The sequence below is a fragment of the Collimonas sp. genome, assembly GCF_039923675.1.
Taxonomy (GTDB): Bacteria; Pseudomonadota; Gammaproteobacteria; order Burkholderiales; family Burkholderiaceae_D; genus Collimonas.
On record NZ_JBDTCG010000015.1, the window covers coordinates 32,958 to 44,888 of the forward strand.

At 59.1% G+C, this 11,931-nt stretch carries 9 protein-coding genes; 3 read left to right on the top strand and 6 right to left on the bottom strand.

The features are described from left to right. Nucleotides 1-27: 27 nt before the first annotated feature. The 3 genes from ABI171_RS03050 to ABI171_RS03060 are packed head-to-tail and all read right to left on the bottom strand — an operon-like array spanning nucleotide 28 to nucleotide 3,676. Nucleotides 28-1,452, bottom strand: a complete 1,425-nt coding sequence (locus ABI171_RS03050; protein WP_348091137.1) for a cytochrome c — start codon at nucleotides 1,450-1,452, stop codon at nucleotides 28-30. Continuing rightward, a complete protein-coding gene (locus ABI171_RS03055; protein WP_348091138.1) occupies nucleotides 1,449-3,050 on the bottom strand; it encodes a GMC family oxidoreductase in 1,602 nt (533 codons plus the stop codon). The genes ABI171_RS03050 and ABI171_RS03055 overlap by 4 nt, the downstream gene beginning before the upstream one ends. Before the next feature lie 2 nt (nucleotides 3,051-3,052). Further along, nucleotides 3,053-3,676, bottom strand: coding sequence for a sorbitol dehydrogenase family protein (locus ABI171_RS03060; protein WP_348091139.1), 624 nt, complete (start codon nucleotides 3,674-3,676; stop codon nucleotides 3,053-3,055). Nucleotides 3,677-3,829: 153 nt separating this feature from the next. On the opposite strand from ABI171_RS03060, the gene ABI171_RS03065 reads away from it, so the two are divergent. Next, nucleotides 3,830-4,582 carry an L-asparaginase gene (locus ABI171_RS03065; protein WP_348091140.1) on the top strand — a complete coding sequence of 251 codons (753 nt, stop codon included), beginning with the start codon at nucleotides 3,830-3,832 and terminating at the stop codon, nucleotides 4,580-4,582. A gap of 21 nt (nucleotides 4,583-4,603) precedes the next feature. Here ABI171_RS03065 and ABI171_RS03070 read toward each other — a convergent pair whose 3' ends face one another. Then, the gene (locus ABI171_RS03070) at nucleotides 4,604-5,596 is read right to left on the bottom strand and encodes a D-2-hydroxyacid dehydrogenase family protein (protein WP_348091141.1); all 993 of its coding nucleotides are present in this window, start codon (nucleotides 5,594-5,596) and stop codon (nucleotides 4,604-4,606) included. A gap of 515 nt (nucleotides 5,597-6,111) precedes the next feature. Between ABI171_RS03070 and ABI171_RS03075 the strand changes: the two genes are divergently transcribed. Next, nucleotides 6,112-7,983, top strand: coding sequence for a phosphoenolpyruvate carboxykinase (GTP) (locus tag ABI171_RS03075; RefSeq protein ID WP_348091142.1), 1,872 nt, complete (start codon nucleotides 6,112-6,114; stop codon nucleotides 7,981-7,983). 307 nt (nucleotides 7,984-8,290) lie between these two features. Here the strand turns inward: ABI171_RS03075 and ABI171_RS03080 are convergent, their stop codons facing one another. Next, nucleotides 8,291-8,608 (bottom strand): hypothetical protein, encoded by a 318-nt coding sequence (locus ABI171_RS03080; protein ID WP_348091143.1) that lies wholly within the window; start codon nucleotides 8,606-8,608, stop codon nucleotides 8,291-8,293. 419 nt (nucleotides 8,609-9,027) lie between these two features. On the opposite strand from ABI171_RS03080, the gene ABI171_RS03085 reads away from it, so the two are divergent. Next, nucleotides 9,028-9,993 (top strand): LysR family transcriptional regulator, encoded by a 966-nt coding sequence (locus ABI171_RS03085; protein WP_348091144.1) that lies wholly within the window; start codon nucleotides 9,028-9,030, stop codon nucleotides 9,991-9,993. A gap of 111 nt (nucleotides 9,994-10,104) precedes the next feature. Here the strand turns inward: ABI171_RS03085 and gntK are convergent, their stop codons facing one another. Continuing rightward, nucleotides 10,105-11,661: a gluconokinase gene (gene gntK / locus ABI171_RS03090; RefSeq protein WP_348091145.1), complete on the bottom strand. Its 1,557-nt coding sequence runs from the start codon at nucleotides 11,659-11,661 to the stop codon at nucleotides 10,105-10,107. Nucleotides 11,662-11,931: the final 270 nt, after the last annotated feature.

Genomic DNA, 11,931 nt, shown 5'->3' on the forward strand with positions numbered 1-11,931 from the left:
CTTTTCTACAATATAGCTGTGCCGTGCTTACTTGGGCCGTCGACGACCGCCGCGCCGGAACAGCGAAAACAATATAAATACCACGATCAAGGCCGCCGCCGCCAGTCCCAGAGGCAATAATGTTATCAAGGGCGAGACCGGTCCCCCTTGGCGCTGGACCTTGACCTGTTCCGGCGTAACAGGCGGCGTATCTGCATGGCCGTATTGCTTGACTATGTAATTTGCCAGCATGGCGATCTGGCCGTCATTCAGATGGTCGGCAAAACCGGGCATGAAAGTGTCTTCTTTCGCACCGCGGCGTTGCACGCCATGCAGTATCACCATCAGCAGATTGCCAGGATCGCGCGCGCCGACCACACTGTTGCTGAACAGCGAAGGATAATAGCCCCCGACCACGCCGCTACCGCTGGCGGAGTGACAGCTGGCGCAGTTGCCACTGAACAGTTCCGCGCCGCTGGCGGCATTGCTGCTGACCGATACCGCGGCGACGCCGCGCAAATCGGCGTCGTCATCGGCTGGCTGGCCCCAGGCATAGCGCGGCTTCTTGTCGGCCGCATCGTTGATGGCGGGTACGCTGCGCACATAGGTAACGATAGATTTCAGGTCGTCGTCGCTCAAATATTGCAGGCTATGCTCGATCGCTTCGGCCATACCGCCGGCGGCGGAAGCCTTGCCCGGCACCAGGCCGGTTTTCAGGTACTGCAGCAGCTCTTCGTCTTTCCAGCCGCCGACGCCGCTGACCGGGTCCGGCGTGATGTTGAAGGCTGTCCAGCCGCCCAGCTGGGCGCCGCCGAACGCGCGCTTGCCGTCGACGCCCATGGTGACGTTACGCGGCGTATGGCATTCCTGACAGTGCGCCAGGCCTTCCACCAGATACATGCCGCGGTTCCATTCGGCGCTCTTGGCGGGATCTGCCTTCCATTCGCCCGGGGTGAAGTTGAACAGCTTCCAGCCGGACAGGATCCAGCGCTGGTTGAGCGGGAACGGCAGTTTGTTTTCCGGGGTCTTTTGCGAGATCGCCGGCAAACTGAACAGATAGGCTTTGATCGCCAGAACGTCGTCGCGCGACAGCTTGGTGAACGAGGTGTAAGGGAAGGCCGGATAGAGATTCTGGCCTTCGTCGTCGACGCCGTTATGCAGTGCGCGAATGAAATCCTCATCGCTCCAGTTGCCGATGCCGGTTTCCTTGTCGGCGGTGATATTGGGGCCATAGATGGTGCCGAATGGCGTCGCCAGCGGATAGCCGCCGGCGAAAGGCTTGGCCTTGTCGACCGTGTGGCAGGCGATGCAGTCCGCCGCTTTGGCCAGATACTCGCCACGTTTGATCTGGTCAGCGTTGGGCGCTACGCTCGGCGCGGCCGCCACCGTATCTGCCGCAACGGCGGCATGCGCCATGCCGGCAGCCAGGGTGACACCGCCGAACCAGAGCGAGAGTTGGGAGCGGGCCGTCATAGCACTGTCCTCAATGTGTCGGCGATGCGCAGCGACAGCGCCGCAATCGTCAATGTGCAGTTGACCGTGCCGGCTACCGGCATCACCGCGCTGCTGGCGATGAACAGGTTTTCGTGGTCATGCGAACGGCAATGGGCGTCGACCACCGAATCGCGCGGATCGCCGCCCATGATGACAGCACCCATGATGTGGTTGTTGGGCGCGAAATCGTCGTCGAACTTGACTTCGGTGCCGCCGAACATGGCGGCGATGCTGGCGTAGGTGTCATGCGTCAGCAGCGCGCTTTTCTTGACGTAGTCGTCGATCGAATAGGTGATTTCCGGCTGCGGAATACCCAGCGCATCGCGCTTCTCGCTGCTCGGCCGGATGCGGTTTTCCGGATTCGGCAAGATGTCGTGGAAGCTGTTGATGTTGACCGTGCGCGCCGCGCGGCGGCGGATTTCCTGGTTCAGCTTGAGGCCGACCAGGCCGTCTTTCAAGGCTGTCTGCGCGGCGTGATTGGTCTGCGCCATATTATTCAGGTGCAATTTCTTGGCGGCATATTCCGCACGGAAAGGGCCATCGCGCATATCCACCACCGAGGTCATCTCGATCGGCCCGCGGCCCGGCCACAAGTCTTCATTGGCCAGGAAGGTAACGCCGGTGCCGGGATGGTCCATCAGGTTGCGGCCAACCTGGTCCGAGCTGTTGCCGATACCGTTCTTATGGCGGTCATCGGTCGAGATCAGCATCAGCTTGGGAATCTCGATACCGTTTGCCGCCAACACGAAATACTTGCCGGTGACCCGGTGCGTAACGCCTTCCGGGTCCTTGTAATGGACCGCGCTGATGCGTTCCTTGGCGTCCACCTCGATGCGGTACACCACGGCGTCGGCCAGCACTTTGGCGCCGGCTTTTTCGGCTTTCTCGACGTGGATGATGCCGCTGTACATGGCGGCGATCGGACAGATCGGCATGCAGTTGTTGTTGCCGCAGCAGTTGGGCCGATCATCATAGGCGCGACTGTTGCGCGCCACCGGTTCCGACACCACTTTGTGGCCGTTGGCGCTAACCACGGCGCTGAAGCGCTGATCGTTCCACGACAGCGGCAAATGATCCATCGGATAAGGCTGCTTGCGCGGCGAGCCGAGATCGGTGCCATCATTGGGACCGGAGACGCCCAGTTCGACTTCAGCCCGGTAGTAGTAGGGTTCCAGTTCGTCGTAGCTGATCGGCCAGTCGCGGCCGACGCCGTACAGCGTTTTCATCTTGAAATCGTTGGGCAGGAAACGCCAGGCCGCCGCCGCCCAGTGCCAGGTGGTGCCGCCGACTGCGCGTATGTATTGCGAGTTGTATTTGTGCGATCCCTTCAGGATCAGATAATTGTTTTCCGGTGTGTATTCAGGATGCGGCGCATATTTGGTGGACGGATAGGGCACCATGAAATCGTCTTTACTCGGCGTATTCCGGTAGTTTTCAACGATGCGCCAGCGCTCCAGGCGCGGCCCTGCTTCCAGCACCAGCACCGACGCGCCGGACGAGGCCAGTTGATGCGCCACCAGGGCGCCGGCAACGCCGGAGCCGACAATTACAACATCTGCGGACAAGTTATCAGCCATTGTCAAACCCTCGCTTTCAAGACTGCCGGCTGGGTCACCCAGTAACCGGGAGCGGCACGACAATAGGTTGGCACCACGACTGCGTCGCGCACCTGGTCGAACATCAACGCCTGTTCAAATGCGATTACCTTGGGGCCGCCGCTACCGTTAGTTATGCCGCCGTCGCCAACTACGCCCAGATACCAGGCGCTGACAATCCGATGCAGCAGCAGCGACAAGGCGCTGTCGTTGGCCAGCGCGGAGGCCAGTTTATCCACATCCTGAATCTTGTGATCCTGGCTGTACTGCCACAGCTCCGCCGCCTGCTTTTCAAATTCGATCGCCTGCGTGCCGAGCGCGCTGTAGATCCTGGCGCCGATGCGCGGATTGAGTTTCGGGGTGGCCGTCAGCAATGCCGACAAGGCCATGAAATCCGATTGTTGCTGGGTGTTGGCCGCGGAAGGCGGGTTGGCGGGGGTAACGTTCTGGGCCGAGGCTTGCTGCAGCCAGTGGGGGATGCTCATCATCGCGAGACTTGCACCGGCCAGCAACATCAGCTTGCGTCTGCCGGCGGAGAACGCATCGCCGGTTTTACCGATGGGCTGGTCGCTTGATCGCTCGTCGACTATGGATGGACGTTGCTTCATGTGGCTAGTCCTTTCTGCCTTGGGAGTAGGCTGATTATACTCAGCTACACAAATGATTGCTGGGCCTTCTGCCAAGCTTGGAAAAACCGCCGCAGCGTCTACACTGGTAACATTTGATTTTTGCTCGCGCGCTTTTTGCAGGTATTCCAGATCATGAAACCCATCGCTCCCGGCACCGTCATCTTTCACCGCTTTCGCGGCTATGGCGTCATCACGTCGGTCAACCTGCTGACCGGCTGGGTCGCTGCGCGCTTCGGCAGCGAGAAGCGGACGCTGGACCTGAGCCTGTCATCGGACGAATTGCAGCATGCGGACGGCGAGCCTATCCTGTTTCGCCGCGCGCCGCCGGACCGCATGCCGCATGCGCGCCTGATGGCCATGGTGCGCGAACTGCACCGCGCCGGCTATCAACGGCTGTACCTGTACAGCTGGCCCAAACCGTCCGGCCTGCACTGGCGCTGGCATTTGTTCTGCGGCCGCCGCAGCTGGATGGAAAGAGCGCGGCGCGAGGGCTGGTATGGTTCCGGCGCCGATTACAACTTCAATCCGATCATGGGCTGGGGCGACCAGCCTGGCGCCGCCATCCCGGAACTGGCCAGCGCGCTGGCGCAGTTCGATCCGCACGGGCTGGCGCAAGCGCTAGGCCGCGATGAGGATCACAGCGCTTGGTTCGCCAAGGTATGCGACGCCTTGCTGCCCGACTACGCCTTCAGCCTGGGCTGGAGCGAAGGTCCGATGCCGGACAGCCTGCCGGTCATCCCGGTGCGCGGCAACCTGCCTGAATATAGCGGCCCTGCACTGCCGTGGCCGCCTGGCTGGCAAGGCATGTGGCGCGACACGACGCTGGCGATGCCGGCCGCCAGGCTAAATAAACTGATCCTGCCTAACGGCGCCGACGACGATTGATTTCCAGCGTCTCCTTGCCGCTTACTTAGGCAGCATCGCATCCGGATTCAAGATATTCTTTGGCGTTCCCTTCGCAAATTCGACCACATTCTGAAACGCTGCGCGGAAGTAGAGCTCGTAACTGTCTTTCTCCACATAACCCAGATGCGGCGAAGCCAGCACATTCTCCATCCTCAACAGTGGTGAATCCGGTGCCAAAGGCTCGGTTTCATAGACGTCCAGGGCGGCGTAGCCCGGACGCCCTTGCCGCAGCGCCGACAGCAAGGCATCTTCAGCGACCAGTTCTGCGCGACTGGTGTTGACGAAAATCGCACTCGCTTTCATCAGGGCCAGATCGGCCGCTTGCACGATGCCGCGCGTGGCGTCATTCAAGCGCAAATGCAAGGTCAGCACATCGGCTTCGGCAAAAAACTGCTGTTTCGATTCCGCGGCCTGGTAGCCGTCCTCTATTGCAGCGGCGCGGCTGGCGTCACGGCCCCAGACCAGCACGCACATGCCGAAGGCCTTGCCATATCCCGCAATCATGCGGCCGATTTTTCCATAACCCCAGATCGCCAGCGTGCGCCCCTTGAGCACGGCGCCGAGCACGTTGTTTTGCGGCAGCGCCGAGACCGATTGCCACTGGCCTTCCTGCAAATTGCTGACATAGCGCGGGATACGGCGGCTAGCGGCCATGATCAGGGCCCAGGTCAGTTCGGCGGGCGCAGTCGGGTCGCCGACGCCTTCCACGATCGCTATACCGGCCTCAGTGGCGGCTACAACATCGATATGGCCGCTGACTTTACCGGTTTGCGAAATCAGCTTCAGCTTCGGCAATTTCTGCAACAAGGCTTTGGAAAAAACGCTGCGTTCGCGTATCAGCACCAGCGCCTCGAAATCGGCCAGGCGTATCGCTAGCTGGCCAAGCCCGCGCGCAGTATTGTTGAACACTTTGACCTCATGCCCATCCAACAGTTTGAAGCAATCGAGTTGACGGACGCAATCTTGATAATCATCCAATACGGCAATTTTCATAGCGGCTTTTCAATCAAAAACAGTAAAAAAACGGCTGCCGCGTAATAAAGCAACAGCATCTGGAAAACGGGAAATACCTTACTACAATAGTTGGTCATTTTCACTACAAATCGGGTGTACAATCGGCCGACTTTTCCAAGACAATGTATATAAAACAAACAGCTTCAGCCTATGGTGTGCGGCCCTTGCCAGCAGTAAAACCTTGGCGATGCTTGTTGATCGAGACCATTATTTCATTTTTTGCCGCTAGGAGGCTGTCGGACTTAGGGGATCGAAGCGAAAAAATGGCTGGGCGAAGCCAGATTTTGCCGGATTCGCAGTGTCAATAGCGAGCTATTGACCAAGAAGCTGGTGAAATATGGATCGGCCAGCTGTTTTTGCAGCCGATCATCCTAAGTCCGACAGACTCCTAACAGTAAGCGCAACAGAATTCAGCCAGCCGACCGCGCCCTTCATCCGCGACCCTCCGGCTGGCAAGAAGACGATTTCTTTATTGGTATTGGAGGTAAGTAGTCATGAACCAACCCCGCATGGGTGGCATCGCCACACTTAACGCGCCTGAATATGTCAAACAGCAAAAGCTGATCAACTGGGTCGCCGAAGTTGCGGCCCTGACCAAGCCGGACCGTATCTACTGGTGCGATGGTTCCCAGACCGAATACGATCGCCTGTGCGGCGAAATGGTCGCCACCGGCACCATGAAAAAACTCAACCAGGAAAAGCGTCCGAACAGCTACCTGGCCTGCTCCGATCCGTCGGACGTGGCGCGGGTCGAAGACCGCACTTTCATTTGCTCGACCAACAAGGAAGACGCCGGCCCGACCAACAACTGGACCGATCCGGCAGAAATGCGCAACACGCTGCACGGCCTGTTCGATGGCTGCATGCAAGGCCGCACCATGTACGTGGTGCCGTTTTCGATGGGCCCGCTGGGTTCGCCGATTGCACACATCGGCGTCGAACTCTCGGATTCTCCTTACGTGGCGGTGAACATGCGCATCATGACGCGCATGGGCAAGGCCGTGTATGACGTGCTAGGCAGCGACGGCGACTTCGTGCCATGCGTGCACAGCGTCGGCGCGCCGCTGGCAGCCGGCCAGAAAGACGTGGCATGGCCGTGCAATCCTACCAAGTACATCGTCCACTACCCGGAAACCCGCGAAATCTGGTCCTACGGTTCCGGCTACGGCGGCAACGCGCTGCTTGGCAAAAAGTGCTTCGCCTTGCGCATCGCCTCCACCATGGGCCGCGACCAGGGCTGGCTGGCCGAACACATGCTGATCCTCGGCGTGGAATCGCCTGCAGGCAAAAAACACTACGTGGCGGCGGCATTTCCGTCTGCCTGTGGAAAAACCAATTTCGCCATGCTGATTCCGCCAGCCGGATTCGCGGGCTGGAAAGTCACCACCATCGGCGACGACATCGCCTGGATCAAACCGGGCGCCGACGGCCGCCTGTATGCGATCAATCCGGAAGCCGGCTATTTCGGCGTGGCCCCGGGCACCAACGACAAGACCAACTTCAACTGCATGGCGTCGATGCGTGAAAACACCATCTTCACCAACGTCGCCCTAACCGACGACGGCGATGTCTGGTGGGAAGGCCTGAGCAAGGAAGCGCCGGCCCATCTGATCGACTGGCAAGGCAAAGACTGGACGCCGGCGATCGCCAAGGAAAGCGGCGCCAAGGCCGCCCATCCGAATGCGCGCTTTACGGTTGCGGCGACACAGAATCCTGTGATCGACGCCGCCTGGGACGATCCGGCCGGCGTGCCGATTTCCGCCTTCATTTTCGGCGGCCGCCGCTCCACTACCGTGCCGCTGGTGACTGAAGCCCGCAACTGGGTGGAAGGCGTCTACATGGCTGCCACCATGGGTTCGGAAACCACTGCCGCGGCTGCAGGCCAGCAAGGCATCGTGCGGCGCGACCCGTTCGCCATGCTGCCATTCATCGGCTACAACATGAGCGACTACTTCCAGCACTGGCTGACCCTGGGCCAGAAACTGGCAGCGCAAGGCAAAGCCGAACTGCCGAAGATTTTCTGCGTCAACTGGTTCCGCACCGACGCCGACGGCAAATTCGTCTGGCCAGGCTTCGGCGACAACATGCGGGTGCTGAAATGGATGCTGGAACGTCTGGACAGCAGCAGCGCAGCAAGCGCCGGCGGCGTCGAGCATCTGTTCGGCGTGACGCCGCGCTATGCCGACCTGAGCTGGGAAGGATTGGACTTCAGCGAACAGCAATTCGATACGATCACTGCAATCGACAAGGCTGCCTGGAAAGCTGAAACAGCCTTGCATACCGAATTGTTCGAGAAGCTGAAGCATCACTTGCCGCAAGAACTCGCGGATGTGAAGCAAGCGCTGGAACAGCGTCTGGCGCAATAACTCTGAACTGCTCTGTTGAATAAAAAACGCCCGCAAAATTTGCGGGCGTTTTTTTATGCTGCGCGTCCTGAGCCCAAAAAAATCCCTACTGGCTAGAAGACAGTAGGGTGAATCCTTCCATCGCGGGAAAGAGGAGACGTCAGAAAATCAAAATGCGGCGAAGCTGAAGACAAAACCTTACAGACCGTTCAAACCCATCCAGGCCAGTGCGCGAGTCACTTGTGCGCGCAGCCATTGCATGACTGCAAAAGTTGGAAAGCCGTCTTCGTCGTGATAGATGTATTGGTGCATGGCAAACTCCTTAAGATTAATCGCGGCCAGCCAGCATGCGCAGTTCGGCAGCCAGCGTAGGCTGGCTGAGGGCCTGGTCGTTAGCCAGGCGGCGCATCAGTTGCTGCCCTTTGAACTTACTGCGGGCAATCCGCTGTTCCAGCGATTTACGCGGCTTGATCAACATCAAGGCTGCACGCAAGATCCCCATCCAAAGCGGTCTGAAATACACCATCAAGGTCGCCAGTGCGCCTAAACCCAGCAACGGCCGCAGCGCGCTTGCAGCAGCGGCAAGCAAGGCCGATGCATCGAACAGGGCCATTTCAGCTGGCAGGGCAAAAGCGAATAAAGACATACAAACGACTTCTCAATGGTGTTGTTGCATTGCAGTATATTCATTGCTGATGCGACTATCCAATTTCGATTTGGGATATCAGTTATGTGTTCAACGAATAATGGCGGCTGGATTTGGTAATTTACTCAACAACCGCTCCGCAGCCACACGTGTAATATGAAAGGGCAAGCAGTCGATGTCCGATTGTCCTGGTTTCACGTAGGAAATATTTTTGTATATCAGACATAATCCAGCCTGATATGCAATTTATGCGGCGATGCAATATTCTGGCACATCTTGAAATCTGTCATTGTGTTTTCATATAACAGTTATAGAATCTGTGAATATTACTTTCAGACCAAATTATTTCCGCCGCATCTTGCACAACACTTGCACAATAAATTTACAAAAATAATTAACGATTAACGATAAATCCGACCATGAGTTTTTTAACGCTTGATTTGAATTTGCTGCGCGTCTTCGATGCCGTCATGACCGAGCAAAACCTGACCCGTGCAGCCAGCCGGCTGGCAATGACGCAACCGGCGGTATCGAACGCCTTGAAGCGCCTGCGCGATACCCTCAACGACGAATTGCTGATTCGCACCGCGCATGGCGTCAAGCCGACCCAGCACGCCGAAGAACTGTGGCCGGTGGTGCGGCGCGCATTGACCGATCTGGAAACCGCCATCACGCCTGAGACCTTCGATGTCTCGCGCGCCCACACCACCTTCCAGATGGCGATGGCGGACGCCACTGCCGCCCTGTGGCTGCCGGCGCTGGTGCGCACCATCGAACGCAATGCGCCGCAGATGAATCTGCGCATGGTGCCGTTGACCACGCGCGACCCGCGGCAAATGCTGTTGCGCGGCGATGTCGACCTGGCGGTCGGTTTTTTCCCGGGGGTGGCTGCGCAACTGGCAGGCGGCCAGACAACCAGCGCGTCGCCGATTCACCACGAGCGCCTGTACACCGGCGAATACGTCTGCGTGATGCACAAGGACCATCCGCTGGCCAGCCAGGTGCTGACCTTGGACAACTACTGCGCATCGCATCACTTGCTGGTGAGTTTTTCCGGCCGCGCGCACGGCTTGATCGATGAAACACTGGCGGCGATGGGACGCGAGCGCCGCATCCTGCTGACCGTTAACCAGTTCTTTACGGCAGGCCGGGTGGTCGCCAGTTCCGATTTGCTGACGGTGTTGCCGCGCCACCTGATCGGCGCCACCGGCATGACCGATGTGCTAGTCGCACGCGAGCTGCCGTTCCCGACGCCGGCAGTGCACGTCGACATGCTGTGGCACGAACGGGATGCCCGTAATCCGGCACACAAATGGCTGCGCGGACACCTGAGCGAAACAGCGCATGAGAAATTCAACCTGATCGATCCGGAAGACGAAGATTAAAGATACGTGAGTAGGGTGGGCAGGCTTTTTTGCCCACGCATGGCGGCGACCGATGTGCGATCAATGTGCGTTCGACGGGCCACGGTTACGCGTGGGCATTGCATGCCGACCCTACAATGTTTTCACTGCTGTCTCGCGCTGGAATTGCGACAACTGCCGGTACTGCTGCTCGAGCAGCTTCGGAATCGCCTCGTAGATCGGCCACAGACGCCGATATAGCGCGACATTCTCCTGATTCGGCAAATGCTGGTGAGTGGCGCCCACCATGCCGCCAATCGCATCCAGCGAGTCGATTTTCCCCAACGCGTACAAACCCAGCACGGCAGCGCCGAGGCAGGACGATTCCACGCTTTCCGGCACCACCACTTCTCGCTCGAAAATATCCGCCATCATTTGCCGCCATAGCGCGGAACGGGCAAAGCCGCCGGTCGCCATCATGCGGGTGGTCGGTCCGATCAGGTCTTCGACCGCCGGCAAGATACTGTACAAACTGAAAATAACGCCTTCCAGCGCCGCCCGGATCATGTGTGGCTTGCCATGGTGCGTCGCCAACCCGATGTAGGAACCGCGGGCATCGGCATTCCACAGCGGCGCCCGTTCGCCGGCGAGATAAGGATGGAACAGCAGACCTTCGGCGCCGGCCTGCACACTCTCGGCAATCCTGGTCAAGGCGTCATACGGATCGCTTCCTGCCTGCTTGGCGGCCGCAGATTCAGCGGTGGCCAGCTCGTCGCGCACCCAGTGGAAAATGCTGCCGCCGTTATTCGTCGGACCGCCGACCACCCAATGTTTGGCGGTCAGCGCATAGCAAAACGTGCGGCCGGCCGGGTCGGTCACCGGTTTGTCGACCACTGTGCGCATCGCCCCGGAAGTGCCGATGGTGACGGCGACCTGGCCTGGGCCGATGGCGTTGACGCCCAGGTTGGACAGCACGCCGTCATTGGCGCCGATCACAAACGGCGTATCCGGCGACAACCCCAGTTGCTGCGCAATTGCCGGCGCCAGGCCGGTCAGGTGATGCGTGGTCGGCACCAGCTTCGATAATTGCGCCCGGCTGATGCCGAGCAGGGCCAGCGCGCCCTCATCCCAATCCAGCTGCTGCAGATTGAACATGCCGGTAGCGGAGGCGATCGAATGATCGACCAGCCACTCGCCAAACAACCGGTATAACACATATTCCTTCATGCCGACAAAACGTGCGGTGCGCGCAAACAGCGCCGGCTGGTCGTGCCGCAGCCACATGATCTTGCACAGCGGCGACATCGGATGGATCGGCGTACCGGTGCGCAAATAGATTGCGTGGCCGTCCAGCTCATCGCGAATCCGGTTGGCCCACGCACCGGCGCGGTTGTCGCCCCAGGTGATGCTGTTGCTCAGCAAATTGTTCTCCTGGCCGACCGCAATCACGCTATGCATGGCGGCGCTGAAGGATACCAGCGCGATCTGGCCGGCGTCGACCTGGCTGGAACTGACAGCGTTGCGGATCGCGTCCAGCACCGCGTCGTAAATCTGCAAGGGATCCTGCTCAGCCATGCCCGGCATGGTGCACAGCAGGGGGTATTCAACGGCATGCTGCGCCATGATCTTGCCCTGGGTGGTGAACAGCACCGCCTTGGTGCTGGTGGTGCCGATATCTACGCCGAGCATGTATTCTGGCTGATGGTGCATGAGCGTCCTCTTGATCGATGATTGATTGACGGGCCGGCTGCGGCGGAACTGGCGCGAGGCCAGCGGTAACCGCCTATTTTAGTACTTGCGCAGCGCCTGCCGAAAACTGCGATGATACAACGGATGTTAGCGCTAACATTGTATCTCTAAGTAAATCCGAAACGAGGCTACAGACGCAGGTAGTATCCTTACTCCAAGGAAACCATAACAATATGGCGAAGCTTGCGTGTAACATTGGCCATGCTAGCCAAACGGACAAGATTTTGCTGC